Here is a 26,070-nt window from a genome sequence, read left to right as displayed (position 1 = left end):
TTACTTTTAGGGAGGATACGATTATGAATATTCAAGAACTGCTGAATGAACAAAGCATTTTGATCCCTTTGGAGGCAACAAGTAAAGAAGAATGTATGAAATCCATGATCGACGGACTTGCAGCCGCTGGCTGTATTTCGGATAAAGCAGCATACCTAGAGGCGGTCTTGAAGCGGGAAGAGACAGGTTCGACAGGTATAGGCTTCGGTGTCGCTATCCCTCACGGAAAGTCGAATGGAGTTAGCAAACCGGGCGTTGCTTTTGCTAAGTTGACTGAGCCTCTTGATTGGAAATCTCTAGATGAACAGCCTGTTCGCATTGTCTTCATGATTGCTGTGCCGGAGGCTGCTGCAGGCAATGAGCATCTGCAAATTTTGATCGCTCTTTCCCGTAAGTTGATTCATGAGGAATTCCGCGAAAGCTTATTGAAAGTGACTGAAGCGCAGCAATTAATAACGATTCTACAAACCATCTAAGAGGAGAAGACAACAATGATTTCAAAAGAACTTACGATCCGGAACGATTCCGGCTTTCATATTCGTCCTGCCCAACTGTTTACGGAAAAAGCGGGATCTTTTCAATCAACAGTAAAGATTGAATATTACAATGAACCTAATAACGCGATGATAGACGGAAAAAGCATTCTTGGTCTTATGACGTTAGGGCTGGAGAAAGGCTCAGTTATTAAACTGACAACAGAAGGACCGGATGAACAAGCGGCGCTGGATGCTTTGGCTGAATTAGTGGAAAGCGGCTTTGGAGAAGTATAAGAGCTGTTTATAGCAGCTTGAGGGATAGGAGATGCTAGCATGACGGAGAGAGTATTGAAAGGTCTAGGGGTATCTGCCGGCATTCGCACTGGTAAAGCATTCGTGTACGCACCAGTGCGGCTAACGGACGTAGAGAAAAAGAAAACGCAAGATACCGATACCGAGGTTGAACGGCTTCGCAAAGCCAAAACTGCGTGCGAAGCTGAACTGCAAGTTCTGATTGAAAAGGCGCAGCGTACACTTGGGGAAGAAAAGGCTGTGATTCTGAAAGGGCAGATCAGCTTTTTGCAAGATCCAACCTTTTATCCACCCATGGAAAAATTAATAGTAGGCGTACAGTTGACAGCGGAAAGTGCGATACATCAAGTGGTCACGCAGGTTGCTGCTCTGTTCGAAAGCATGAAGAATGAATATATGCGGGAGCGCGCGGCAGATGTTCGTGATGTAGGAAACCGGATGTTCGCTCAATTATGTGAACGCAAAGGAACACAGCTTTCCGATATCGGGGAGCCTGTCATTCTCGTAGCGGATGATTTGACACCTTCGGATACGGTTCAGTTGGACAAAAATTTGGTGCTTGGGTTTGTCACCCGTATCGGCGGCAAGACTTCCCACACGGCTATTTTGGCCAATTCATTAGGGATTGCTGCGATCCTGGGATTGGGGGATGGGGTTGATCAGATTCAGCATGGAGATGAGCTTCTTATTGATGGCTCGACTGGAAACTGCATCTTAAACCCATTGGTATCAACCAAAGAATCCTACCACGCTCTTATGCAGCGGGATGAAGCCGAAAAGGCTGAGCTGCAAGCCTATGTTGATCGGGACGCTGTTACGAAAGACGGCTTCCGTGTCGAACTGGCAGCAAACATCGGTACGGTGGAAGAATCGGTAAGCCTGCTGAGCCAAGGGGCTGAAGCGGTAGGACTGTACCGTACTGAGTTTTTATTTATGGGACAATCTCAGATGCCTGACGAGGAAACCCAGTATAAGGCTTACCGGCAAGTAGCAGAAGCAATGAAGGGGCGTCCTGTTATTATTCGTACGCTCGATATTGGGGGCGATAAGGAGCTTCCTTATCTGGATTTGCCGAAGGAAATGAATCCCTTTCTTGGCTACCGAGCCATTCGACTTTGTCTAGACCGCAAGGAACTGCTTATTACTCAGCTTCGTGCTATTTTGCGGGCAGGGGTTCACGGCGATGTGAAAATCATGTTTCCGATGATTTCGGGCATGGAAGAATGGCGTCAGGCGAAAGAAATATATGAGCAGGTGCGTGAACAGCTAAGCACAGAAGGAATCTCTTATGCGGATTCTGTCGAGTTGGGGATTATGATTGAAATTCCGTCAGCAGCATTGCTCGCTTCCAGATTTGCCAAGGAAGTAGACTTCTTCAGCATCGGGACGAACGATCTTGTGCAGTACACGGTTGCCGTCGATCGTATGAATGAGAAGGTAGCTTATTTATACGATTACTTCCATCCTGCCGTCATTCGTCTGATCAAGACAGTCATTGATGCTTCTGGCGATGTTGGCAAATGGACCGGAATGTGCGGAAGCATGGCCGGAGATCCCCTTGCCGCACCGCTTTTGCTCGGCTTAGGTCTGCATGAATGGAGCATGGCTGCTTCATCGCTTTCCAAGGTGAAGAAAGTGATTACGGATTTGAACCGCAGCGATTGCGAGGCTTTAACAGAAAGGATTTTGGAGATGGACACGGCGGCCGAGGTTAGAGAGGCATTGCTGGCGTTCAAGCCATAAAAAAGGGGCTTCCCAAAAGATCAATTGATCTGGACCCTTTTTTGTCAAGGACACTTGAAAAAAGAGTTGTTTATGTCTAGGAGACCAACAATAGATGATTCCTGTATTGCGTAATGCACAGGGGTCATCTTTTTTTATGCCCATTATACCGATAATGGAGGGACAACTATGGTGGTAAAAAAATGACCCGCAGCAACGGGCTGTGGGTCTAAGTTTATATATTTTAAAGGGGGGTTGGTCTTTATTATAGGCAAGTTACATTAAAACAACATGAAAGTTAGATTTCATTTTCATTACAAATTTGTCAGTGGTAAAATAAGTTGGAAAGCTAAGCAGAAGCTTGAGATAGAGAGCGGGGTATTTTCCTATTGAAGCATTATTCCATGAGATCACATCTAACGATTACCTTCGCCCTAATGGCCTTGATACCAATCCTGATTCTAGGCGGTTTCCAGGTTTCTCAAATCAAGCATATTACACAGGAAACGAATCAAAACCAGCGCCAAACGACGTATCGTCTCGGAGACGCGGTAGAAGCTTATATGTTCTATCATCGCAATGCCGTTGAAACCTTAGCGGCTACGATCTCGGCTTCGGATGCGGCTTTTCGAACCCGGGAGAGTCTGACTTTGAAGCTGCAGTCGTTGCAAGAGAATCTGGAGGGATTCACAGGCATTTATGTGGTGGACGATAAAGGGACAATCAAAGCAACACACCAGATGTCGACGGATCTGATTGGAACGGATGTTAATGATCGTGACTATACAGCACGTGTGAAGGCTGGACAGAAAGCGATAATATCTTCGTTATTTAAAGGTCCTGAGAGCTTAAACCAACCAGCTATAGCAATTACCGTACCGATATACAAAGGCAGTAAACAAGTGGACGGCTTCGTGTTGGCTGTTCTAGAATTAGCGCCAATTAAGACGCTCGTTACGAAATACGATTATGGGACAGAAGCCTATCCTGTCGTGCTGGATCATGCGGGCAAGCCGATTTATCATCCGAATGCAGCGTTGACGGAATCCATGGCGGATTTATCGAAGGAGCCAGTCGTAGCAGATGCTAAAAGGCAAAAACAAGGCGAAGGTACCTATACATTAGGCACCTCTTCACATAAAGAGCTCATTACTTTTAAGCTGATTCCTGATTTGAATCTCATTGTATGGGTAAGCAGGTCGACAGCAGCTGTCAATGCAGCATTCAACGAATCTTTACGGATCACGCTGCTGTTGTTAGTGTTCACGCTTATCTTAACTGTGCTGTTAGGCAGTCTATTGGCTAAAAGATTGAACGGTACGATCCATGCCTTAGTTGGGTATACACAGCGATTAGCTGGAGGTTCGTTCGCACAGCCTGACCAGAAGGTCGTACCGCGCGGAGCGCCCTCGGAGCTGCATCAGCTTGCTGAGCATTTCTTCCGCATGGCAGCGCAGATCAAGGAAAACCAACGCGCCTTGCTGCAATTGAATAGCGAGCTTGAACATCGCGTGGAGGAGCGAACACAGCGATTGCAGGACGAGCATGCGACGTTGAATGCCGTCCTAGAAAGCATGTCAGATGCGATTGTGCTTATTGATGTGCAGCATAACGTGCTGTATGCCAATCATCAGATGGCGGAAAGCTTTGCGATTCCGATGGGGGAATTGGCCCATATGCGAGAAGCTGATTTATTTGAACGGATAGCTGAGCTATTGCCTGACGATCAGGACGAGCTACAGTTGCGTAAGTTGACGGCGGAACCGAGGGTGCAGAGCGCTTTAACGGTGAAAACAGAGCAAGGCAAGCCACGCTTTATGATGGTATCCGCGTTTCAGGTTGCGCGGGAGGGGCGGGTGTTTGGCCGCGGTTATGTGTGGCGTGACAGAACGAAGGAGCATGAAATCGACGCGCTTAAGAACGATCTCATCTCACTCGCATCGCATGAATTCAAAACTCCGATCACGAGTATCCGCGGTGGTGTGGAAACATTGCTGCGCAGGGATGCGCACTGGGATGAGGACTTTAAGCTGGAGCTGCTTGAAGGCATTCATGAGGATATAGGCCGTATCCAAGATCTTATCGATGAGTGGCTGGATATATCCAAAATCGAATCAGGTGCAATGGGCATTCATCCGCAGCCGTTGAAGCTAGCCGCCGTGATCGAAAGTGCTAGACATAGACTGCCTGAAGATATCAGCGCTGCTCGGCTTCAGTTCGAGGTTGAGCTGCCTGCATATACACCTCTTGTTTTTGCAGATAAGCTCCGTATGGAGCAGGTATTTTTGAACTTGTTTATAAATGCGGTTCGATATAACGAGCGGGAACCGCTCATTAGGGTGACCACGCACGCGGATGAGGAGTATGTCTACGTTTACGTACAGGATAATGGAATCGGCATTGCCGAAGAGCATTTGGCTAAATTATTTGATCGCTTTTATCGTGTAGATGTGTCATCTAGCCGCCAAACCGGGGGAACAGGACTTGGTCTGGCGATTTGTAAAGGAATTATGGAAGCCCATGGCGGAGCCATTCAGGTCGAGAGCCAGCTTGGTGAGGGTAGCCGATTCCTACTAACGATTCCACGGTTTAATGGGGGAGATGAACTAGCATGAGCGCAAAGAAAATCATGATCGTTGACGATGAGCCCAAAATTATTCGTTTTATCGCGGCGAATTTGAAATCCTTAGGTTTCGAAACGGTGGCCTGTCAAAGCGGGGCCGAGGCGCTGGAGAAGGCAGAAGCCGTCGATCCAGACTTAATTTTGCTGGATCTAATGATGCCGGGGATGGATGGCTTCGAAGTACTGCGAAAGCTGCGCACCTATTCAAGTGTGCCTGTCATTATGCTAACAGCAAGGAGCAATGGTGCGGATAAAGTACAGGGGTTAAATCTCGGGGCAGATGATTATTTAACCAAGCCATTCTCGTTGGACGAGCTATTTGCCAGAGTCAATGCCGTGTTGCGCCGCTTGGATGGACGCATGCCAGCACCATCTACCGTCAGTGAATTAACCGTTGGACCTGTTAACGTCAATCTAGCTCAGCGACGTATTCGACTGAGTGGAGCGGAAGTGAAATTCACCGAGACGGAGTATAATCTGTTCGTTCTACTGTTGCAGCATGAAGGCAAAGTAATGACGCATGAGCAGTTGTTGAGCGAAATTTGGGGAAGCGAATATCGCGATGAGGTCGAGTATTTACGTGTTACCATCGCGCGGATTCGGCAAAAGCTGAAGGCCCACACCGAGGGGCAGGAGCTGATTGTGACCTACCCTGGTGTTGGTTATATGGCGAAGGGGGATTAGTGAAGACGATATCTAACGTACAAGCTATGAAAGCGGTTCTTAACATGTAGAACTTATGAAGCATTTTCTTGCCTAAAATCAGATGATTTTAGGCTATTTCCATTCCCCTAAGATATATTTGAATCATTTCTGTATGGTTTTTTCTAAAAAACTAGTCGTTTATATGCAGTTTAAAAAGTTATTGTATGCTATGCACACAAATACAAACATCCCGGGAGGAACGAATATGAAAAAAAATATCTTAGTTAGCGGAGCGAGTTTCGCCGGCCTCTCAACAGCCTACTGGATGAAGCAGTTGGGTTACAACGTAACCGTTGTTGAGATCGCCGAAGGTCTCAAAAAAGGCGGCACACCTGTAAATATCCGCGAAAATACCGTCGAGATCGTGAAACGTATGGGGCTGCTCGAGCAGATCCAGTCGAACAAAATAGACATGGAAGTGACGGAATTTAAAAATTCCGATGATGTCACTGAAAGATTGGAATTGCGTGAGCAGCTCGCAGAAGATGAATATGAAATCGAGCGAGATGTATTGCTGAATATCATGTTCGAGACTGTCAAAGATGATGTCGAGTTTATTTTCGGCGATAGCATAACGTCGTTGAAGGAAGGAAGTAATGGCGGCGTCGACGTAGCTTTCAAAGGGGGAGAAAGGCGCTCGTATGACCTGGTATTCGGCTGTGATGGTATTCATTCGGTCGTCAGAAAATTGTGCTTCGGCGAGGAAGCGGAATTTTCGCATTTTCTTAAAACTTATTTCTCTATCACGATCGTGGATAAGTTGTTGATCCGGGAGAATACGACACAGATGTACAATGAGCCGGGCAAAGGGGTCATGCTCAACACCTACAACAATAAAACCGATATTGTCCTCTGCTTTTCTTCGGATAAGGAAATCCCTTACGATTACCGAAACGAAGAACAGCAGCGGAAAATAATTTTGAATCAGTTTTCCGGACTAGGCTGGCGAACGCCAGAATTGCTGGAAGAAGTGAAGAACTCGAAAACTTTTTACTTTGACAAACTTTGCCAAATGAAAATGACGTCATGGACAAAAGGCAGGGTAGCACTAGTCGGTGATGCTGGATACTGCGCCTCTCCGGCTGCTGGCATGGGTGGATCACTGGCCATAGATGGGGCGGCAGCCCTGGCTGATGCCTTCCAAAAAAGCCATGGAGATTTTGAACTTGCGTTCCAAGAATACAATAAGAGTTTCCGTCCATTCATCGAGGAAGTGCAATCAAACGCGGCAATGTTTGTAGATTTTCTTGTCCCACGAACTGAAGAAGCCATTCGCGAAAGATATTCGAGCCAGCATAATTAACAGCAAGAACGTATTGAAATATATCAGCTGAGACTATTTATTCGTCAGAAGCTGCACATCAAGCGGGTAATCGGGCAGTTCGAATTCGCGTGTCGTACCTGCTGACAGGTCAACCACCGTCATCCCATTCCAGCCGGTATCGGCATAAGTGACGCCCCCTGTAAGATAGGCATAGCGACCATCGGCGCTGCTGGCGACCATTTGGTGCATGCGGATTAACGGAAGGACTTTCTCTGTATAGGTGTTCACATCGAGTATAGTCAAATTAGGCTTGCCTGTGGCGCTGCCAGCTGAACCAATACCAACGATCAGTAGCTGCTTGCCGTCCGGGGTAAGCGTAACACCCTCCTGATGTGTGTTGCCCGTCAAGGGTTCAGTTGTGTAGCTGCCGCTCTTCGGGTCAAGCACCACAAGACCGCGGCCTTGGTAAGGCAAAAGTAAGCGGCCGTCAGCTCGAACTGCGGCGTAATGCGGCTTCTCGAAGCCGCCTTTACCGAAGGGAGCAGCCTCTAATGTGCGACCTTTTAGGTTAAAAGGATCGACAGCCGTCACCGTGTACCCGTCGTGGTCGATACTGTATACTTCACGGCCATCTAAGCTAGTCACAACATCAAATGGTCGAATGCCAACAGGAACATGCCCCGTCATTGCGAGCTTTTCTGTATCCAGGATCTCAAGCTGACTTTTACCGGCGTCGAGATACACACCGACATATGTGAATTTACCATTTGGCGATACCGCAATCCCCATGCCACCCGAGCGATATTCACCAAAGCGTGGTTTACCGACATTGGCCTGGTAGGGGACAAGAGCGATCCGTTTACGGAGCTTCGTATCAATAACGGCTACCCCTTCGGCTGTCGACACATAAGCGCGATGATTCGGACCCTCTGCGATGGCAAATGGGGCCTTACCTACGACAAGTTTCTCCATACGGCCTGAAGCGGGATCAAGGAAGGACATATAGTCACTTTTCGAATGCGTCACCATGAGAGTTGTAGCCGTAGCCGCTGAAGGCGAAGGGCTCACTGTCGCAGGTAACGAACTTGTCGTTGGTGTTTGTGTTGCAGCAGCGGTAGGTGATGGTGTTGTTGACTTTGTCGGGTTGAGGCTGTTGACTGGAGGCGACTGTTGGCTGCTACAGCCAACTAAGACAAGAAGCAGTGTGAGCGGTGTTAAGCGTGCGAATAGGGATCTATTTGTGAATACCATATAGATGGTCACCTCTTGATTTAGAGTATATGAAGCTAAGAATACAGTATCTGTGGATAAGTTTAGCAAACGAAGGTAAGGAAGAGAACCTGATTGCAGGTCATCTTCCTTATCTTTTTGTCATTCGATTGTAAAGTTACATTTACTTTTTCAAGTTTAAAGTGACTCCTGTTGCCGTAGCCCATGCACCCACTGGCGCAACTGAGTACGTTGTATCTGGAGCCAGCCCAGCATTATTCAAAAGCGTGAACGTACCAACGGCACCTTTGCGTGTCGTCAAGCTGTATTCAGCAGTCAGAACTGTGCCATCGGCAGCAGTTAGGGTTACGCGGCGTGAAACGAAGATTTCATCCTTCGGATCTTGCGTTAGTGTGACTGCAATCGTCTTCGCATCAACCGCGGCAGCGGATTGAAGCTGGAGCGGAGCGATTTCTTTTGCCGTAAAAGTAGGGTTCTTCAGCGTCGCCCAGTCGGCGGAAACCGTATATTTTACACCAGGGTGGAATTTCTCTCCGTTAGGCAAAATGAACTTAGGCGCTTGGCGACCATCTGTTGCTTGCGTGAATGGCAAGTAATTAGCCGTCATCGTTGCTCCACCCTCAGGGGTGATTTGAACTTGGCGATTGCGCATGGAAGATAGGATTTGGTAGGTCGTACCGTTGTAACGATTCCATGCATCAACGATAAATGAACCTGGACGGCCCTTGCTGTAAGCCGCGATGACATAACCATAATCCGCTACACCATCAGTTAGATGGGATTCTACTTCAAATAGGTCATTGGCAACCTGAGCAGTGGAATCCAAACGGATTTTCTCTGTGCTAGCTGTGAAAGTAACGGCAGGTTGACCTTTATACGTCAGCGAGTACGTCGTGCCTGCTTTCTGTGTTGGAACCGGTACAATATACGTGGATACAGAGCCTGTTTTCAGGCGCGGCACGTTATTGATGGCAAGGCCATTGTCAAAAACAAAGTTTTTGGACGCTGGATCCAGCTCTAATTCTGCAGTAGGAATCGGTGCTGAGAAGGTCACCTGCAGGGAAATTGCATTCAAAACTTCAAGCTTTGTCACACGAACAGGAGCTACTTTCTGAGCTTCAACCAGAAGCAAGGCAGCTTGACCGCGTGTTACTTGGCTGCTGAGTGATGCGTAGCTTGGCAACTGACGAATCGTTGCAGTGTCTACTTTAAGCACCGATGCAATGATACTGCTCAACTGCTCGGCAGTGATCGTTTGCGCCCCGGCGAATTGTTGGCCGGACACACTATTCATAGCACCTAGTGCCTGTAAGGAAATGGCGTAGTTATAGTACCAATCTTGTGATGTTACATCTTGAAAAGGATTAGCTGTCGTTGTATCCACAGCCGTGTTTACGTGGAAAGAGAGGGCTACCATTTTGGCAATCTCACTGCGTGTGACGGCTTGATTAGGTTTGAAGGTATTGTTCTCATAACCGGACAGCACCTGCTGCTGAGCTAGTTGCTCAATTGCAGTCTGGATTTGTGCAACACTTGCGGAATCCGTGAATGGATTGGCTGCTAGGGCATGGTAAGGAAGAATGGCGGATAGTCCGACAGTTGCTGAAATCGTGAGAGCGGCTAGAACTTTTTTATTATTTTTCATCGAGAAACACTCCTCAAGTGGATTGGATTTGTTTGTTGCGCTGTTGTCTACAGGACTAAGCTTACTAATTCGCGCATAACAATCGCATAAAAATGAGGGGCGAGACATTACAATTTCGTAAAATTTTTTTCATAACATTTTGGCTAGTGGTAATATAAAGCTATCTTAATTTCGAAGGTGGACTGAAACCAATTGAAGCAGAAGATAGAGTATGACAATCTCATTCCAATTAATGCGTATCTTTGGTGTCCAAAACCGTATCCACAGCCTCTTCATTTCCATTCTAGCTTGGAAATTGGCTATTGCCTGGGAGGGCGAGGGCAATTTATTTTTGAAAATAAGCTTTACGAAGTTCGCAAAGGCGATGTCTTTATTGTTAATAATACGGAGCTTCATATTGCTCAATCCGCGCAGCATGATCCAAGCCGATATATTTTTTTGAATTTTGATCCGAGCCTCTTCCTTGAAGAAGATGAAAAATTATTGCTGCCATTTGCCTATCGGTCTGAGAGATTTGAGAATCATATTGGGGCTGGAACACCGCTTGCGGGGCAAATCGGCGTCCTTATTCAACAGATTTATGAGGAGCTTAACGCGAAAGCGGAGGGGTATCTCACGATTTCGCGTTGCAAATTGCTAGAGTTGGGTGTTATTTTGCTGCGGCATTACAGGAGTGCCTTCAGCAATGAGCAATGGAAGCATATGTCCAATTCGCAGCGCGAGATCAAAGAAGTGATGCTTTTTGTGAAAGAACGGTATCAAGAGCCCCTTCAACTTACCGACGTTGCTGAGCATCTAGGCTGGAGCACCGCGCGGACAAGCCGCCTTTTTAAGGAGCATACAGGCATCTCCTTTATTGCTTATATGACACAGCTACGGATTAGCGAAGCGAAGAAACAGCTTGTCACGAGCCTGGATAGTATCGCAGACGTTAGCTTTTCCAGTGGGTTTCAGAGCTTGGCCTCCTTCTATCGCGCCTTTAACTTGGATGCCGGACTATCCCCTCAGGAATATCGTAAACAATTTGGCGTCAAGCAATTATTTTGAGAAGTGTGAAAGAAATTGAGAAGATTCGCTGAGGCCAAATTCGTATAATCAGCTTAAAATCTTACATAAAAGGTGGTTTTACGATGGCTGGCTGGGAGCATTTAAAGGGAATTGTACATGCTGAAATCAAACAAAGGGGAGAAGAAGGCTGCGATGTCAGCGGATTTCTAGACAAGTGGGCTGAAGCTGAAGATGATGACGCGAAGCTAATGGCTGTGTACCAGCAGTTGATGGCGCTTGAAATTCGTGCAGACTTTCCCTATCAAGAGCCTTCCGACTTGCCTGGCATTCGTGCGACTCGGCCCGAAGGGCCACGGCAATTACCGGCGGATAAATCAGAAGCTGCATGGCTCAATCAATTTCAAGGTGCGTGGCTCGGCCGAAGTATCGGGTGTGCATTAGGTAAACCGTTTGAGAATGGTCAATTTATGTATGGCAGTGGTGGAAGAGACGGATGGAAGAATATTGAGCTATGGTTCAAGGGCGCAGATGCTTGGCCAATTAGCGGCTATACACCAGGGACTTCACGAGCGTCAGCCGAGTATGATTTGAAAGTGAATGACTGGTGCAAGAAAAGCTGGAAAGAAAACATTCAGTTTATGGAAACCGACGATGATATCCGTTATACCGTGTTAGGTTTGATTCTTTTAGAGGAAAAAGGATTGAATTTTGATAGCTGGGATATTGGCAAGCTGTGGCATAAATATCTTAGCTACCAGCAAGTATGTACAGCGGAGACGCAGTCTTATTTGAATTTCGCCCAGGTGACCTCGCATATGCAAGGTGAAAAAACAGAGGACTGGGCACAGAAGAGTGAATGGGTACGAACATGGTTAAATCCGTATCGGGAGTGGATTGGCGCTCAAATCAGAGCCGATGGCTTTGCTTACGGTGCCGCGGGAAATCCAGAGCTTGCAGCTGAATTAGCATGGCGGGATGCTTCCTTTTCCCATGTGAAGAACGGTATTTACGGGGAAATGTTTGTGGCTGCCATGATTGCAGCGGCTTTTAACGAAACTGATAATGAACGCATTGTGGAAATTGGACTTAGTGAAATTCCTCAAGATAGCCGACTGGCTCATGATATTCGACAAGCGGTAGACATTGCACGCAGTGCGGTTGATCAATTAGATTTAGTCGAGCGGATTTGGAATGCGTTCGAGCACTATCATTGTGTGCATACGAACAATAATGCAGCCTTAGTTGCTGCGTCGCTGATCTTTGCTAAGGACGATTTTGAGCTAGCTGTTACGACATCGGTTCTAGGTGGTTGGGATACCGATTGTAACGGCGCTACCGTTGGATCGATTATGGGTGCGAAGCTAGGGGCTGACAAACTTCCGGCCTCGTGGGCCGAGCCGCTTAACGATACGTTATACGCAGAGGTGACAGGGTTCCATCCGATCGCGATTTCGGAATGTGCCAATCGCAGCTATGAGGTATTTAAGAAGATATCGGCTGAATATGCTGCTGGAAAGTAGCTTATATCCACGTAAAGACCCAAATGAAAGAGCCATCCTCAAGTAGATCAGCTACTTTGAGGGTGGCTCTTAATTGTTTGACGAATATGAGGTAAGGTACTAGGCCGATTAAGAGTGATTAGTGAATCAACGCATCCTGCGAATTCTCAGTTTTCACGATACTGTGTGAAGATGAACCGGTAAGACGCTGTGGAGGGAAGACTTGGCGAACGGGCGCAATGATAAGTGCAGCTACGAACGCTTTAATCGCATCTCCAGGAAGGAATGGATAGCAGCCTTGGGCAAGTGCTTTTGCTAGTGTGTAGGAAGGCACCTTATACATTAACCACGGTACGCCGGCCAAATAAAGAAACAGGGAACCGAAAACTTCAAGAACAAGAAACGCAGCGACATAGCCCATGATGCCATTTAAACGAATACGAGGTAAAATAAAACCAATGAGCATCGCGGAGATAGGCCAAATCATAATAAAGCCACCAGTAGGTCCGAGGACAACACCTAGACCACCACTGCCATGAAGGAGTGGGAAACCAACGGCAGTAAGTACAACGACAAGGGCCATACTTAGAAATCCGTAGCGCGCGCCTAGTAAACCTCCAGCGAGCATAACAGCTAATGTTTGAAGGGTAATGGGTACTTCTGTGCCAACTGAGATTTTGAAGAAGCTGAATAACACGAGAATAGCTGCAAATAAAGCACTGAAAATAACACCACGTAGCGTAAGTTTCATATTGTTGACCACTCCTGTTTCTGGTATTGTTAATCTATTGTCAACCGATTGGTTTACAACAAAGTTGACAATACAGATGATAGCACAACTGCTAGAAAAGTGAAAGGAACTTTTTTACATATGCGTACAAGAGAGAAATTAGTGTCATTAAAGAATGCTTCGATCGTCTATCGAATGGAATCGGGAGAAGGGCGACGCGTATGGTCAGGTGTCTCGCTAGACATTCATAGAGGTGAGTGGGTTGCTGTTGTGGGGCCTAATGGGAGCGGGAAAAGTACACTTGCTAGTGTGCTGCTAGGTATGAACCCATTGTCGGAAGGGCAAGTTCAGCGTAGAACGGACGATGTGACTTCGATGACAAGAGGCGTTCTCCAATTGCCGGAAGCCCAATTCATAGGGGAAACGATAGCGGAGGAACTAGACTTCTTACCGCAAGCGCAGCAATTAACGGCCGAGGGACGCAGGAGTTGGTATGCGGAAGTTTTAGCTGCGGTAGGCTTGTCACTTTCGCCGGAGCGTACAATGGCTACCTTATCTGGGGGGCAGAAACAGTTGGTAAACCTCGCTGCCGCACTCGCAACAAGTCCAGAAATTCTGCTTTTGGATGAACCGACAGCGATGCTGGACCCTGCTTCTCGCAAAGAAGTTCGCGAAGCTGTGCGCCAGGCGCATCAAGGTGGAACGACGATTGTTTGGATTTCACATCGGCTGGAAGAGGTGGCGGATGCGACTCGTGTGATCGGTTTTGGAGCGGGAAGGATTACCTTTGATGGGGAGCCGCGGAAGTTCTTTTATGGGGAAGTTGGGGAGAAATCAGAGAAATTTGAGAAAATCAAGAAATTCGAGAAATCATCGCCTTGTGTGGAACTTGGTTTTGATCCGCCCTTTGTGATTCAAACGGCGATGCATCTGCTAGAACAGGGACTCACTTTACACCCTCTTCCGCTGAACATGGAAGAATTGGCAGAGGTGATTTCATGTCGATAGCCTTGAAGGGAATAGAGGTTACAGCCCCCGAGTCACCTGAGGTGACACTGCTCCAGGATATAAGCTTTACCCTAGAAGAAGGTTCCATGACGTTGCTTATCGGGCATGCAGGGTCAGGAAAATCTACGCTGCTGCAAGTGATGTCGGGTCTACTTAAGCCGCAGGCTGGATCGATTACGCTGGATGAGCAGCCGATTTGGCTGAAGAATAACAAGGCTGATTCGAAACTGCTGCTTCGCTTCGGGTTAACGTTCCAATTCCCCGAGCAGCAGCTGTTCGCGAGGAGCATACGCCAAGAATTCGCCTACTCGCTCCGGCCGTACAAGCTACCTGCGGAAGAGCGGGATCGCCGCATCCGCGAGGCGACTCATGCGCTCGATCCCCATGGCGTCTTCGCCATGGATCGCTCGCCCTTCGCGCTCAGCGGCGGCGAGCAGCGCCGGCTCGCGCTGGCGACGACCTTCGCCACGGCGCCGGATTGGCTCCTCATGGATGAGCCAACTGCAGGCCTCGAGGCGGCCGCCGTCCGCGAGCTGCTGCGCATGCTGCGCGCGCGAACCCGTGGCGGACTCGTCGTCGCCACACATGACCTGGACACGTTCTTTCCGCTAGCGGACCGTGTCCTCGTTCTAGACCATGGCGAGCTCGTCTTCGACGGCTCGCCGCAAGAGCTCTGCCGCGCGCCCGAGGTGCTGGCGCGCGCCGGGGTGGGCCTCCCGAGCAGCGCGGAGGCCTCGCAAGAGCTGGCGCGCGTTGGCATCGCCATCGCGCCGGATCAGCTCACGCCAGCGCTTGCCGCGGCGGCGATCTTGGCTGCGCTGCGCGAAGGCAGCAGCGCCAGCGCTTCGGCGCCTGCGGAAGCGGCGCCGTCAGCTGCCACGCGCGAAGCAAGCGTGGCGGTAGAGCAGCAGCTGGCGAAGCCGCTGCTGTCTGGGCCACCCGCGCCGCAGGCGGGGTGGCTGGGGCTGGACCCGCGCGCGAAGTGGCTGCTCTACCTGCTGCTCGCCATCGGCACGATGGGGCAGCAGGGGTGGGGCAGCCTCGCGGTGGCCGCGGCGCTTGTCGGCTGCGCTTTTCTCGGCCTCCCGCGCAGTGTGTTGCGCGGGATCCGCAAAATCGCATGGTCCTATGCGATTTTCCTGATCTTTTCCGTAGCGCTGGCGGGGATCGAATTCTCACCGCTCGGCTACTCCGTTGACAATGGCTGGAGCACCACCTTCTTACTGGTACGCTTATTTGTTGTCTTGTTGGCAGGCTACTGGCTTGCCATGTCGACCCCGTACGGTCAGCTCGTGCAGGGGCTTAACTGGGCATTGAAATATTTGTACAAGGTGAAGCTGCCCGTGGCATCCTTCTCCTTGGCGGTTTCGTTTGTTTTCCGCTTCATCCCGCTGATTCTGCGGGAATGGCAGCAATTCTCAGCCATTGTACGAGCACGAGGTAAAGCCTCAGTCCGCCCAGGTAGTGTTCGCGTGCGTGACATCCCTGCACTGGTAGTTCCACTATTACTAGGCATGTTCCACAAAGCGGAACAAATGACCGTCGCGATGGAGATGAAACAAATCGACGGTACAACGTTGCTGCTACGGAAGAACACGTTGGAGTGGCAGAGAGTGGATACGATCTTAGTGGTGGTTGCTTTACTTGCTTGGGGGCTTTTGCTATTTACGTAGTAGTATCAGCAACCTAGTAGCATCAGTAGTCTAGTAGTAGCCAGCAAGCAGGCTGCTAACGGACAGGGCAGATGCTATTAGGTTGTATTTAATTGTTCAGATAGGCTAACGGACACAGCTGCTCTTATTTGCCTGAAATCAGGCAACTATCGGCTTGCTAGAGCCATTTAACGGCTATGGTGTCCGTTAGTTCCTGAAAAGCCCCGTTCTGGCACAAATAACGTCACTCGTGTCCGTTAGAATTTGCTCTCTCTAGTCCTCCGTTCTTTTGATCTGTTCCTACGCTTCTTTGCTCTCTCTAGTCCTACGTTCCTTTGATCTGTTCCTACGCTTCTTTGCTCTCTCTAGTCCTACGTTCCTTTGATCTGTTCCTACGCTTCTTTGCACCTCTCTAGTCCTCCGTTCCTTTGATCTGTTCCACGTTTCTCCGTCCCTCCGAGTCCTCCGCCTCCTCTGACCCTGTCCCCACGCTTCTCCATTTCTCTATAGTCCTCCGCACCTCCGTTCTCCTCCTAACTCCCCACCCATTATCGAAATCTAGGAATATTTCTCTCAATCACTGCTTACAAATAGAGTGATAGATGATTCCTTCAGAAATGGGTGGTTTGCTATGAACGTCCGAAGGAAGAGGTTCCTATTTTACACGTTACTAGCGGGGTTGTTCACGCTTCTTTTTCTCTTAGTCATCAGTGCTCTTAATTCTTCAACAGCTCCCACCCTCATAGAAGTACAAGCCGAGGAATTAAGCCAATCTCCCGTGTCTGCACCTGTGCCTGTGCCCTTTGAGGAGGTGTCTTCCGTTCCACCGGACAAGACTGAGCAGCCACTCCCAGCTCAAGCGGACACAATCCCAACGCCGACGCCATCCGTTCAGATGGACATGATTCCAGCACCAACACCAACACCATTCGTCCAAGTAGTCACGGCCCCACCTAAGACAACATCCGTTACAGTGGATACTTACATGCCCAATGGGGTTGTCACTCCTTCTGCCTCATCAAAAGTCAGCATACCCGTCCTTAACTACCATAGCGTGACGATTGACCCAGGCAATGTGGTCGTTATTTCCCCAGCGAAGCTGGAGGAGCAGATGAAATATCTGCATGATCATGGCTATACCCCTGTTTCACTCTCTACGTTCATTGGCCTTATTGAAAATGAAAGTGGGCTCACAGCCCCCAAAAATCCGGTACTGCTCACGTTTGACGATGGCTATGTGGATAATGTGGAGGAGGCTATGCCTATTTTGGCCAAATACAATTTCCCTGCGACACTCTTCATGTCACCAGGCATGGTTGAGGACACTGGTTATCTGAATTGGGAACAGGCTAAGCAACTGCATGAAGCCGGTTGGGACATTCAACCACATGGCATGACACACCCGCATCTTCCCCGACTTTCAGCGGAACAACAAGTATTCGAGATCACGGAGGCTAGAAAGCTAATCGAGGAAAAACTAGGCACACAAGCAGACGTATTCTGCTATCCTTATGGGGAATATAACCAAACAACGTTGAAGCTCTTGAAAGAGCACGGCTTTCGTTACGCGTTTACGATTGACCAAGGTTTCACGACCAATCAGCAGTCCCCTTACTTGCTGAAAAGGCTGTTTATCAACGGGGAAGAAAGCCTGAAAGCCTTCATAAACAAGCTACCGAAAGCCAATTAGGGAGATGTTTCCTTATGTCCCCTTAGGTTTAGACAAGACAAAAAGAGCTAACCACATTGTAGGGGCTAGCTCCTTTTTGTCATGTTTGGGATTTCACACCATTACCTCAAACGATTGCAATAAGCTTCAAGTTCATGGAACGGTATCGTAAAGAGGGCCAAGGTGTTCACGATGGATTTTGTGGAGCCGGGAAGAGCGAGGAATTTGGCAATGAGTCGATCTAGTTCCTCTTCGGCCGCGGAAGCCCAGAACTGAACCTGCCGGACGTCGGGATTGCCTGCTTTGATGGCATGTACCAGTGCACGTAGTCCTTGTGCGAATAATGTTGTACTCCGCAGCTCTTTCTCAATAAAAGCCACCTCGATCTGACAAATATACTGATCCTCATAATCGCCTGGACCGGTGCCGTAGCCGAAACCGGCCGCGCCGACCATATCGTAGGACTCTTCGCTGATGATGAGCATGGCTTTACCTAGAAAGAGAGGACTACTGATGAAACTGAGTGTCATGCCGAACGTGTAAGGCAAATTCAGTTCGTCGTGATGACGCAGCAGGAAGTCCATATAGGCTTCATGATCCATTTCAAATTCGCTGACTCGGAATTCATAAGACATTACTGTGGCTGTACGCGAAGAGAATCGTTAACCTTAACGATCTTACCGAAGCCGCTTCCTTTTTTAGAACCTTTGTCGAGAGTTGGGGGGACTGGGAACATACGGATTGCCTCCTTTATGTCGGAATTTGTCTTGCCTTTTTCCATTATATCCTAGTAAATTTCTTTAGGGTATCCCTGAGAATGTTAATTTTCTCACAAAAAACGACTTCTTTGCCGTGGCTGCCTTCGCGTTCGAAGCGTGATCTTGTAAATTTGGCATACAACCGACAGAGATAGTCGTTCTCGGCCAAGGCGGCAAGCCTGAACTCCTGGACCTGCGGATGTCCCTCTATGATCTGATTCACCATATAATTTAGTCCCTGGATAAATAAGCGTGACCCTCGATAAGCTTTATCGGCAATGGCAATATCTACTAAAGCAACATCCTTATCCTGAAATTCCTGGTTTGGCGTTCCGTAGTAATAGGCCACGATGCCGACCACACGGTTATCGGCATCCCTCGCACAAATCAGATTGCCCTGAGTCACGTAGGAATAGATGAGAGTAATCATTTCTAACGTGGAATAAGAAGCATGCAGGTCGCGCTTATGGGCTAACATGAATAAACTTGCCTTGGCGAAATCGTCATCGCTTACACACTTGTGGTAGCTTAACGTCATCGTGTGTCTCCTTTCAGACTTCCAGTCATTATCGGATTCGTTTCTGAAGTGTTTGTTCCAACGATTGTAGAATCTGCGGGTGTTCGGCCATTAAACGGTGAAAAGCTTCTTGTCTGACGGATAACAGTACCGAGGGCCCCATTGCCCTTACGGTAGCGTTTCGGGGTACATTGTGAAGCAAAGCAATTTCGCCGAAATGATCCCCATCTTGCAGCACAGCGACCCGTCGTTCCCCACCATCGGGCATACGTTTTATAATCTCAAATTTACCACGGACAATAATGTAAAATTTGTTGCCCTCATCGCCCTCGCTCACAACATTCTCGCCTTCTTTGCAGGTTTCGGTTGTACATAACATAGCGATGTTCTTAAGCAGCGGAGGTGCAATACCTTCGAAGAAGGGAATCTTGTTAAGTCTGTCCATATCGACTGTGGCATAGAGCCCGTCCTGAGAAAGGTTAAATCCGACCTGTTTATCCCACAGGTTGCGGTAGAAATTGCTCTTATGTAGCAGCTCATGGTGAGTACCGGAGTCCACAATTCGGCCGTCATGGAAAACATAAATGCAGTCAGCGTTTTTAACTGAGGATAAACGATGTGTCACGGATACAATGGTCTTCTCGGATCTAAGCCGATCAACGAGTTGATTAATGTCCGCCTCGGTAGCTGGATCCAATGCTGATGTTACTTCATCGAGCAGCAAAATGTTCGGCTTCCTGAGGAGCGCTCTCGCAATCGATAAACGTTGGCGTTCGCCACCTGATAGTGAGCCCCCTTCATGATGCACCTGTGTATCGTATCCGTCAGGCCAACTTGCAATGACATCATGGATGTTCGCCTGCTTGGCCGCCTCGATCATTTCATCTTCCGAAGCACCGCTATCCAGCAGCAAGTTATCCCGAATGGTCGTATTAAATAAAAAAGTATCCTGAGTAACGAGTGTGGACTGTCTTCGTAAAGAAGCTTCACTCAGGGTGCGAATGTCGTAGTCATCCATAGAGACAGAGCCTTGCTTCGGATCATAAAAGCGGGACAATAGCTGCAGTGCAGTACTTTTGCCAGAGCCACTGGTGCCAATGAAAGCCACATAGCTCCTAGCTGCAATTTGCAAGCTTACATGTCGTAATTGATCGGAGTCCTCGTTATAACCGAAGGTCACATCATTCATCCGAATCGAGGGAAGAGAAGAAGGAAGCTCTAGAGGATGAGGGACCTCCTGAACGCTAGGTTGATGATCCATAATTTCTTGAATGCGCCGAAAGCTAATATTGGAATCGATAAGGTTCGGAATGATGTAGGCTAAATTAGAGCCTGACTGTCCTACACTTAAGAATAAGGTGAAAAAGGCCATAAAATCGCCTATGGTCATCATGTCATGGAAGATCAAATAACCGCCGAAACCAATCATAATTCCGTTCAAAATCAAAAGTGATATAAGAGGGAGCCGCTCCATCATGGAATTGGTAAGTTGCAATTTTAGGCCAAAGGAAAAGAGCTCATGCACCTGTTTACGGGCTCGCTCTTGAAACCTGGCTTGCAGATGCAAACTTTTAATCGTTTTATGTCCCTTAACCATCTCATCAATCGTATTCGTGAAACGTTCCTGCGCTTCTTTGTAGTGAATATTGGCGGCTTCCGCGCGTCCTTGTAGGAGTCTTGGCCCGATAAACATTAGCGTGGAGCCAGCAAGCATAGCTAGTGTGAGTTTCCATTCAATAGAGAATAGTAAAATGAGTCCAAGCAGAACGCTTAAAGCTTCCTTCAGAAAAAATGGGAATGCGATGCGAACCACTCTTTCTACGGAGCCCATATCTGCCGAGAATCGGGTGACAAGATCGCCGACTCTGTATGTTTGATAGAATGGGAGCGATTGCCGCTGTAGGTGTGTAAATAGCTTGATCCGTAGTTTTTTGATGATCTGGCCGCCGAGATTTCCTAGTGCGTATTCTCCGCCAATACTTGCACAAATATTGAGAAAGCCGGTGCCAAGGAGTATGGTCAAGATGATTGCGAAATTTTGAAGATTTTTGGGTATAAAAGCCTCGTCCACCAGATATTTCAGGCTCACAGGAGCGGCCACCGAATATCCGACTTCTAGGAGTAGGCAGAATAAAAAAATGCTAGTCAGTCGCTTATAGGGAATCCAAAGATTCAAAAGGGTTCTTAGGAAATTCAGGAATTATCGCCACCTTTCATAGAATTAGATTACAGCAGTTTTTTAGGGTTGTAAACGACACGATTTGTCATAATTCGGAAAAAACGGAGGTGGTTTTGATCGGAGAACGCTATTTCCCAATTCCACTGCCCCTAATGAATTCCATCCTACCGGGATGTATAATAGGCATATACCTTCATCCCTTTAAAAGGAGTCGCTATGACCCAGAGCAGTTAGACGGCATCCTGCCCAATAAGGGAGATATAAGAATCTAACCGACGGTGGTGAAGCCATGGAACAGCCGTACACAATCTACGAACAGCAAATGAAGGCGAAGCTGAAGCGTTGGGAAATTCGTTTGCAAAAGAAACCTAACCTGATCGAGCGCGCCTCCAAATCAGTTCAAAATCGCATCAATCAAGTGATTCCCGAGAAGATACACAATACGATCACCGCGACGGTAAAAGGGATTGTGCAAACGACTTTGTTCGGAATTAATTATATGCCTGCAACGGAGCCGCTGAAGGGCGTATCCATGGCAGACCTCGATGCGAAAGCCGAGGAGTTGCTGTCACTTTACAAAAAAATCGCCGCCGCCGAGGGTGCAGGTGCAGGGGCCGGTGGGATTTTACTTGGCCTAGCCGATTTCCCGGTTCTCATCGGGATTAAGCTGAAATTTCTTTTTGAATTAGCACATATTTATGGGTATTCCACCAAGGATTATAGAGAAAGATTGTTCATTCTGTATGTGTTTCAGTTGGCGTTCTCGAGTGCGAAGAAGAAGCCGGATCTGCTTCATACGATTAAGAATTGGCCTACAATTTCGCAGACGTTCCCGCCTGCCGCTGACTATATGAACCAAGTGGATTGGTTGCAGCTGCAGCAGGAGTATCGAGACACGATTGATTTTCGTAAAATGCTTCAACTCATCCCCGGCATCGGAGCAGTAGTAGGCGCATGGGCTAACTTTGGCTTGCTGGAGGAGCTCGGGGTGGCAGGCATGAACTGCTATCGGCTGCGCAATTTGCAAGACAAAGCTAGGAACGCCAGCGAGTAATAATTGCATGACATTTATCTTGGTGCCCTGATTGAAATGGAACACAAAAAAACCTGAACGACAGTCGGATTAATGTCCAACTATTGTTCAGGTTTTTCTTGTTGTGTTTATTCATGATTCATCTGAGGGTAAGTCCTTGGGAACCAGCTTGAAAATATCCCCCGACTCGAATGAATCAATAAGCCTATCAAGCCATTTGTAATAATGAATAGCTGAATCTATTTTATCCAAATCCTGTTTAACAACAGCTTGTAAAGGGAGACTGTCAGGAAATTGTTCGTTCAGCTTTCGGAACTCATTTTTGGATTTGGTAAGCGCAAGCAGGTTAACTTCTAAGGCCTTTCGCCATTTGAGGCTAAAGAAATCAGCGAAAGTTTGGAACCAGTCGGATTCAACCTCATAGAGATCCTTACGGGAACCTTTTTCCCACACTTTATTAACCATTTTCAGATCAACCAGCGTCCGCACGCCTGTGCTCATGCTGGTTTTGCTCATTTCCATAGCTTTTCCCATTTCGTCTAATGTCATCGGCTTGTCTTGAAATAAAAGTAAACCGTATAAATGACCGGTAGATTCACTAACACTATATAAATCCATGTTATTTCCAATAGATTCTATGATTCGTTTTCGAGCCTTCTGTATGACGAGATCTTGTTCTACGCTGATGCCCTCTATATGATTCATTATCTCCTCACCCTACCTTTAGGTTTACATCGTTATTGTAAGAAACAATTTTGAAAAAGTAAAGAAAAACACCTACTAGGAATAGTATACTAAACTTCGTTATAGTTTGTACAGTTTTTTCTGTTTGAACTGTTTGTACAGAATTTAAGGTTGACACAAATGATGATTATTCGTTAGACTTGGTGAAGTGGACGACATGCAAACAGAAGAAAGGAGTGAGCATATGTCGGTTATCCAAGTTAATCAGGTGACAAAAATATTTGGTCCCGATCCCGCATCTGTTCTTCCGTTGCTTTCTCAGAAACAAACGAAAGAAAAGATTTATAAGGATACGAAGCATACTGTAGGAGTCAATCAGGCTAGCTTCTCTGTTGAAGCCGGTGAAATATTTGTAATTATGGGTCTCTCAGGTAGTGGTAAATCAACATTGGTTCGACTTCTGAATCGGTTGATTGAGCCAACGAGCGGAAGTATCACAATTCACGGTAAGGACATTGTTCGCATGAATGATGAGGAGCTTAGAAATGTCAGACGAGAACAAATCTCAATGGTATTTCAGAAGTTTGCGTTATTTCCTCATCGAACAGTCGTTGAGAATGTGGAATACGGGCTAGAGGTTCAAGGGTGGGATAAGCAAAAAAGGCGTGTGAAAGCGCTAGAGTCTCTGAATTTGGTAGGATTACAGGCTTGGGTAGACAGTAAGCCTTCGCAATTAAGCGGCGGCATGCAGCAGCGGGTGGGGCTTGCGCGGGCTTTAGCCAATGATCCGGATATCCTTTTGATGGATGAGGCTTTCAGCGCATTAGACCCTCTTATTCGGAAGGATATGCAAGATGAACTCGTAGAGTTGCAAGATAAAATGAAGAAGACCATCATTTTCATTACACATGATCTGGATGAGGCTCTTCGTATTGGAGATCGAATTGCGCTAATGAAAGACGGCGTTATTGTCCAAATCGGCAAACCAGAAGAAATTATGATGAACCCAGCAAATAAGTACGTCGAAAGGTTTGTGGAGGATGTTGATCTATCCAAGGTACTGACCGCAACGACAGTCATGCGCCGGCCTGAGACCATAGGCCTTGATAGAGGGCCGCGTGTGGCGCTGCAGCTCATGAGGCAAAGCGGGATATCTAATTTATTTATTGTAGACAAAGGCAAGAAGTTAATTGGTGTTATAACGGCGGAGGATGCTTCGGGTGCTGTTCGCTATGAGAAGAGTCTCGAGGATATTGTGATTCGAGATATACCAACTGTTGGCCCGGATCAACTGCTGCATGAATTATTTGAAGTTTGCAGCAATGCCAAGTATCCTGTGGCAGTCGTGGATAGCGATGGGAAAATTAAGGGTGTTATTGTTCGCGGCGATGTTCTTGGGGCTCTTGCAGGTAACGTTGTGGCAAGAGAGGATGTGAATAACGAATGACTAAAGTTCCATTGGATGATTGGGTTGAGAAGGTTGTTGATGGGTTAGGAGCTAATTTATCATGGCTCTTCGATTTCATGTCACTCCTCATAGAGGGAGTTGTGGATGCATTTTCTGCCGTTTTTCATTTCCCTCCAGCGCTGGTACTTATCGCTTTGATTACGATTCTTACTTATTATCTTGGCAAATGGCCATTCGCGCTATTTGCCGCCGTAGGATTGTTATTAGTCGATAATCTTGGCTTGTGGGAACATACGATGGACACACTGGCACTGGTTATGACCTCAGCAGTCATTTCCATTCTCATTGGTATTCCTTTAGGCGTATGGTGTGCCCAAAGCGACCGAGCACGAGGGATCATCACACCAGCGCTTGATTTCATGCAAACCATGCCAGCTTTCGTTTATTTAATCCCTGCTGTTACCTTTTTTGGACTGGGTGTGGTACCTGGGGTCATTGCATCCGTTATTTTTGCTGTACCGCCGACGATTCGGCTGACGAATTTGGGTATAAGGCAGGTTGCTGAAGATTTAGTTGAAGCCGCAGATGCTTTCGGTTCAACCCCTATGCAAAAATTAGTAAAGCTGCAATTTCCGTTAGCGATGCCGTCTATTATGGCGGGAATTAATCAAACGATTATGCTTGCGCTCTCGATGGTTGTTATTGCTTCCATGATTGGGGCACAGGGCGTAGGGGCTGATGTGTATAGGGCTGTTACTCAAATCAAAATTGGTCAAGGCTTTGAAGCCGGATTGGCTATTGTTGTATTAGCTATTTTACTTGATCGCATCACACAATTATGGATGAAGAAAAAAAGGAGTGTTTAAAGATGTTGAAGAAAGCCGCTAAGACATTAATATTCACTAGCTTGACCAGTTTACTTGTCGTGACAGGCTGCTCGAAAGATAATGCTTCAGAATCTAGTGTAGGCAGCAGTGTGAATCACCAAATTATCGGAATTGACCCTGGTGCAGGATTAATGAAGCAGACGGATCAAGCGATGAAAGATTATGCGCTTACCGATTGGAAATTAGTTGAAGGCTCTAGCGCAGCCATGGCGGCAGCGTTAGATAAAGCGTATAAAGCAAAGGAACCGATCATCGTGACGGGGTGGACACCTCATTGGATGTTCGCTAAATATGATTTGAAATATCTGAATGATCCTAAGGGTGCATTTGGTAAGGATGAAGAGATTCATACGATTGCTCGCAAAGGTTTGAAGGAAGCAGCGGCGTCAGCATATGCAATGCTAGATCGATTTGAGTGGACGCCGGAGGATATGGCTGTGGTCATGTCAGCTGTGGTTGACGGTAAGAAGCCCGAAGATGCAGCTGCAGATTGGGTTGTGGGCAATGCTAGTAAAGTGGATACTTGGGTGAAAGGTCTTTCGCCAGAACAAGGTAAGAAGCTGAAATTAGCTTATGTGGCTTGGTATTCGGAGATTGCCAGCACGAATGTCGTGAAAACCGTATTGGAAATGAAGCTCGGGTATAAAGTAGAGATGCTGCAAGTTGAAGCCGGACCGATGTGGGCTGGACTTGCTGATGGAAGCGCTGATGCGATTGTGGCTGCATGGCTCCCGACTACACATAAGGATTATTTCGAGAAGTATGCCGCTAAACTAGAAGATCTTGGTGCAAACTTAAAAGGGACCAAATTGGGTCTAGTTGTACCTGCCTATATGACAATCAGTTCTATTGAAGATTTGAAAACGAAATAGCCTAAATAGTAGAGAGAAGACTATCGATAATCTTATCGATAGTCTTTTCAAATTATAGAGGGGACAATCCCAGATATTTAGGTCATTTGGAAGTGATATTTGCAGAACACATGCATACACTAGAAGAGAGTCGGTTACCGGCTCACCTTGTGAGAAGATGTGATTATTTTCACAAGCATATATGTGATT

The 26,070-nt window shown here is 47.4% G+C and carries 22 protein-coding genes; 15 read left to right on the top strand and 7 right to left on the bottom strand.

Translation table 11 applies throughout. From position 1 onward, the window contains the following. Positions 1-23: 23 nt before the first annotated feature. From ACSQ8P_RS32055 to ACSQ8P_RS32030, 6 genes are all read left to right on the top strand, one after another. Positions 24-476 carry a PTS sugar transporter subunit IIA gene (locus ACSQ8P_RS32055; protein ID WP_436238885.1) on the top strand — a complete coding sequence of 151 codons (453 nt, stop codon included), beginning with the start codon at positions 24-26 and terminating at the stop codon, positions 474-476. Positions 477-491: 15 nt separating this feature from the next. Further along, a complete protein-coding gene (locus tag ACSQ8P_RS32050; RefSeq protein WP_436238884.1) occupies positions 492-770 on the top strand; it encodes an HPr family phosphocarrier protein in 279 nt (92 codons plus the stop codon). 39 nt (positions 771-809) lie between these two features. Continuing rightward, positions 810-2,531 (top strand): phosphoenolpyruvate--protein phosphotransferase, encoded by a 1,722-nt coding sequence (gene ptsP / locus ACSQ8P_RS32045; protein WP_436238883.1) that lies wholly within the window; start codon positions 810-812, stop codon positions 2,529-2,531. A 383-nt stretch (positions 2,532-2,914) separates the two neighbouring features. After that, entirely contained in the window at positions 2,915-5,125 is a 2,211-nt protein-coding gene (locus ACSQ8P_RS32040; protein WP_436238882.1) for a sensor histidine kinase, read from the top strand. Next, positions 5,122-5,817 carry a response regulator transcription factor gene (locus ACSQ8P_RS32035; protein ID WP_436238881.1) on the top strand — a complete coding sequence of 232 codons (696 nt, stop codon included), beginning with the start codon at positions 5,122-5,124 and terminating at the stop codon, positions 5,815-5,817. Before ACSQ8P_RS32040 ends, ACSQ8P_RS32035 begins: the two co-directional genes overlap by 4 nt. Before the next feature lie 226 nt (positions 5,818-6,043). Further along, complete coding sequence (locus ACSQ8P_RS32030; RefSeq protein ID WP_436238880.1) at positions 6,044-7,141, top strand: FAD-dependent monooxygenase; 1,098 nt, start codon at positions 6,044-6,046, stop codon at positions 7,139-7,141. Positions 7,142-7,174: 33 nt separating this feature from the next. Here ACSQ8P_RS32030 and ACSQ8P_RS32025 read toward each other — a convergent pair whose 3' ends face one another. Together ACSQ8P_RS32025 and ACSQ8P_RS32020 are read right to left on the bottom strand one after the other, a co-directional pair. Next, positions 7,175-8,353 (bottom strand): YncE family protein, encoded by a 1,179-nt coding sequence (locus ACSQ8P_RS32025; protein ID WP_436238879.1) that lies wholly within the window; start codon positions 8,351-8,353, stop codon positions 7,175-7,177. A 142-nt stretch (positions 8,354-8,495) separates the two neighbouring features. Then, complete coding sequence (locus ACSQ8P_RS32020; RefSeq protein ID WP_436238878.1) at positions 8,496-9,977, bottom strand: S-layer homology domain-containing protein; 1,482 nt, start codon at positions 9,975-9,977, stop codon at positions 8,496-8,498. A 192-nt stretch (positions 9,978-10,169) separates the two neighbouring features. On the opposite strand from ACSQ8P_RS32020, the gene ACSQ8P_RS32015 reads away from it, so the two are divergent. Together ACSQ8P_RS32015 and ACSQ8P_RS32010 are read left to right on the top strand one after the other, a co-directional pair. Next, positions 10,170-11,024, top strand: a complete 855-nt coding sequence (locus tag ACSQ8P_RS32015) for a helix-turn-helix domain-containing protein (RefSeq protein ID WP_436238877.1) — start codon at positions 10,170-10,172, stop codon at positions 11,022-11,024. 83 nt (positions 11,025-11,107) lie between these two features. Next, on the top strand, positions 11,108-12,505 hold the full coding sequence (locus tag ACSQ8P_RS32010; protein ID WP_436238876.1) for an ADP-ribosylglycohydrolase family protein: 1,398 nt from the start codon (positions 11,108-11,110) through the stop codon (positions 12,503-12,505). A gap of 118 nt (positions 12,506-12,623) precedes the next feature. Here the strand turns inward: ACSQ8P_RS32010 and ACSQ8P_RS32005 are convergent, their stop codons facing one another. Continuing rightward, positions 12,624-13,235, bottom strand: coding sequence for a biotin transporter BioY (locus ACSQ8P_RS32005; protein ID WP_436238875.1), 612 nt, complete (start codon positions 13,233-13,235; stop codon positions 12,624-12,626). A gap of 120 nt (positions 13,236-13,355) precedes the next feature. Between ACSQ8P_RS32005 and ACSQ8P_RS32000 the strand changes: the two genes are divergently transcribed. The 3 genes from ACSQ8P_RS32000 to ACSQ8P_RS31990 all read left to right on the top strand — a co-directional run bounded on the left by ACSQ8P_RS32000 (position 13,356) and on the right by ACSQ8P_RS31990 (position 17,564). Beyond that, positions 13,356-14,222, top strand: coding sequence for an energy-coupling factor ABC transporter ATP-binding protein (locus ACSQ8P_RS32000; protein WP_436238874.1), 867 nt, complete (start codon positions 13,356-13,358; stop codon positions 14,220-14,222). Continuing rightward, positions 14,213-15,895 carry an ATP-binding cassette domain-containing protein gene (locus ACSQ8P_RS31995; protein ID WP_436238873.1) on the top strand — a complete coding sequence of 561 codons (1,683 nt, stop codon included), beginning with the start codon at positions 14,213-14,215 and terminating at the stop codon, positions 15,893-15,895. The genes ACSQ8P_RS32000 and ACSQ8P_RS31995 overlap by 10 nt, the downstream gene beginning before the upstream one ends. A gap of 610 nt (positions 15,896-16,505) precedes the next feature. Beyond that, entirely contained in the window at positions 16,506-17,564 is a 1,059-nt protein-coding gene (locus ACSQ8P_RS31990) for a polysaccharide deacetylase family protein (protein WP_436238872.1), read from the top strand. A 101-nt stretch (positions 17,565-17,665) separates the two neighbouring features. Here the strand turns inward: ACSQ8P_RS31990 and ACSQ8P_RS31985 are convergent, their stop codons facing one another. The 3 genes from ACSQ8P_RS31985 to ACSQ8P_RS31975 all read right to left on the bottom strand — a co-directional run bounded on the left by ACSQ8P_RS31985 (position 17,666) and on the right by ACSQ8P_RS31975 (position 20,994). Beyond that, entirely contained in the window at positions 17,666-18,178 is a 513-nt protein-coding gene (locus tag ACSQ8P_RS31985) for a hypothetical protein (protein WP_436238871.1), read from the bottom strand. A 145-nt stretch (positions 18,179-18,323) separates the two neighbouring features. Continuing rightward, positions 18,324-18,839: a hypothetical protein gene (locus tag ACSQ8P_RS31980; RefSeq protein ID WP_436238870.1), complete on the bottom strand. Its 516-nt coding sequence runs from the start codon at positions 18,837-18,839 to the stop codon at positions 18,324-18,326. A 28-nt stretch (positions 18,840-18,867) separates the two neighbouring features. Beyond that, positions 18,868-20,994, bottom strand: coding sequence for an ABC transporter transmembrane domain-containing protein (locus ACSQ8P_RS31975; protein WP_436238869.1), 2,127 nt, complete (start codon positions 20,992-20,994; stop codon positions 18,868-18,870). A gap of 292 nt (positions 20,995-21,286) precedes the next feature. Here ACSQ8P_RS31975 and ACSQ8P_RS31970 point away from each other — a divergent pair, with 292 nt between their 5' ends. Continuing rightward, a complete protein-coding gene (locus tag ACSQ8P_RS31970) occupies positions 21,287-22,051 on the top strand; it encodes an EcsC family protein (RefSeq protein WP_436238868.1) in 765 nt (254 codons plus the stop codon). 111 nt (positions 22,052-22,162) lie between these two features. Here the strand turns inward: ACSQ8P_RS31970 and ACSQ8P_RS31965 are convergent, their stop codons facing one another. Then, on the bottom strand, positions 22,163-22,735 hold the full coding sequence (locus ACSQ8P_RS31965) for a GbsR/MarR family transcriptional regulator (RefSeq protein ID WP_436238867.1): 573 nt from the start codon (positions 22,733-22,735) through the stop codon (positions 22,163-22,165). Between the two features lie 223 nt (positions 22,736-22,958). On the opposite strand from ACSQ8P_RS31965, the gene ACSQ8P_RS31960 reads away from it, so the two are divergent. Genes ACSQ8P_RS31960 through ACSQ8P_RS31950 form a run of 3 tightly spaced genes read left to right on the top strand, consistent with a single transcriptional unit; the run spans position 22,959 to position 25,881 of the window. Beyond that, positions 22,959-24,161, top strand: coding sequence for a quaternary amine ABC transporter ATP-binding protein (locus tag ACSQ8P_RS31960; protein ID WP_436238866.1), 1,203 nt, complete (start codon positions 22,959-22,961; stop codon positions 24,159-24,161). After that, entirely contained in the window at positions 24,158-24,988 is an 831-nt protein-coding gene (locus ACSQ8P_RS31955; protein ID WP_436238865.1) for an ABC transporter permease, read from the top strand. The genes ACSQ8P_RS31960 and ACSQ8P_RS31955 overlap by 4 nt, the downstream gene beginning before the upstream one ends. A 5-nt stretch (positions 24,989-24,993) precedes the next feature. After that, positions 24,994-25,881: a glycine betaine ABC transporter substrate-binding protein gene (locus tag ACSQ8P_RS31950; protein ID WP_436239661.1), complete on the top strand. Its 888-nt coding sequence runs from the start codon at positions 24,994-24,996 to the stop codon at positions 25,879-25,881. The last annotated feature ends 189 nt before the right edge of the window (positions 25,882-26,070 follow it).

The organism is Paenibacillus sp. LjRoot153 (genome assembly GCF_964253085.1).
In the GTDB taxonomy this organism is placed as follows: domain Bacteria; phylum Bacillota; class Bacilli; order Paenibacillales; family NBRC-103111; genus Paenibacillus_E.
Note: the sequence above shows the minus strand (reverse complement) of the source record. Positions and strands in the feature narration are given on the sequence as shown.

What these genes read in the sequence shown, in the direction of transcription:
- ACSQ8P_RS32025 (WP_436238879.1), bottom strand. Translation starts at nt 8,353, where the DNA reads ATGGTATTCACAAATAGATCCCTATTCGCACGCTTAACACCGCTCACA.
- ACSQ8P_RS32005 (WP_436238875.1), bottom strand. Translation starts at nt 13,235, where the DNA reads ATGAAACTTACGCTACGTGGTGTTATTTTCAGTGCTTTATTTGCAGCT.
- ptsP (WP_436238883.1), top strand. Translation starts at nt 810, where the DNA reads ATGACGGAGAGAGTATTGAAAGGTCTAGGGGTATCTGCCGGCATTCGC.
- ACSQ8P_RS32050 (WP_436238884.1), top strand. Translation starts at nt 492, where the DNA reads ATGATTTCAAAAGAACTTACGATCCGGAACGATTCCGGCTTTCATATT.
- ACSQ8P_RS32035 (WP_436238881.1), top strand. Translation starts at nt 5,122, where the DNA reads ATGAGCGCAAAGAAAATCATGATCGTTGACGATGAGCCCAAAATTATT.
- ACSQ8P_RS31990 (WP_436238872.1), top strand. Translation starts at nt 16,506, where the DNA reads ATGAACGTCCGAAGGAAGAGGTTCCTATTTTACACGTTACTAGCGGGG.
- ACSQ8P_RS32030 (WP_436238880.1), top strand. Translation starts at nt 6,044, where the DNA reads ATGAAAAAAAATATCTTAGTTAGCGGAGCGAGTTTCGCCGGCCTCTCA.
- ACSQ8P_RS31980 (WP_436238870.1), bottom strand. Translation starts at nt 18,839, where the DNA reads ATGACGTTAAGCTACCACAAGTGTGTAAGCGATGACGATTTCGCCAAG.
- ACSQ8P_RS32040 (WP_436238882.1), top strand. Translation starts at nt 2,915, where the DNA reads ATGAGATCACATCTAACGATTACCTTCGCCCTAATGGCCTTGATACCA.
- ACSQ8P_RS31995 (WP_436238873.1), top strand. Translation starts at nt 14,213, where the DNA reads ATGTCGATAGCCTTGAAGGGAATAGAGGTTACAGCCCCCGAGTCACCT.
- ACSQ8P_RS31985 (WP_436238871.1), bottom strand. Translation starts at nt 18,178, where the DNA reads ATGTCTTATGAATTCCGAGTCAGCGAATTTGAAATGGATCATGAAGCC.
- ACSQ8P_RS31970 (WP_436238868.1), top strand. Translation starts at nt 21,287, where the DNA reads ATGGAACAGCCGTACACAATCTACGAACAGCAAATGAAGGCGAAGCTG.
- ACSQ8P_RS31960 (WP_436238866.1), top strand. Translation starts at nt 22,959, where the DNA reads ATGTCGGTTATCCAAGTTAATCAGGTGACAAAAATATTTGGTCCCGAT.
- ACSQ8P_RS32055 (WP_436238885.1), top strand. Translation starts at nt 24, where the DNA reads ATGAATATTCAAGAACTGCTGAATGAACAAAGCATTTTGATCCCTTTG.
- ACSQ8P_RS31955 (WP_436238865.1), top strand. Translation starts at nt 24,158, where the DNA reads ATGACTAAAGTTCCATTGGATGATTGGGTTGAGAAGGTTGTTGATGGG.
- ACSQ8P_RS32010 (WP_436238876.1), top strand. Translation starts at nt 11,108, where the DNA reads ATGGCTGGCTGGGAGCATTTAAAGGGAATTGTACATGCTGAAATCAAA.
- ACSQ8P_RS32000 (WP_436238874.1), top strand. Translation starts at nt 13,356, where the DNA reads ATGCGTACAAGAGAGAAATTAGTGTCATTAAAGAATGCTTCGATCGTC.
- ACSQ8P_RS32020 (WP_436238878.1), bottom strand. Translation starts at nt 9,977, where the DNA reads ATGAAAAATAATAAAAAAGTTCTAGCCGCTCTCACGATTTCAGCAACT.
- ACSQ8P_RS31965 (WP_436238867.1), bottom strand. Translation starts at nt 22,735, where the DNA reads ATGAATCATATAGAGGGCATCAGCGTAGAACAAGATCTCGTCATACAG.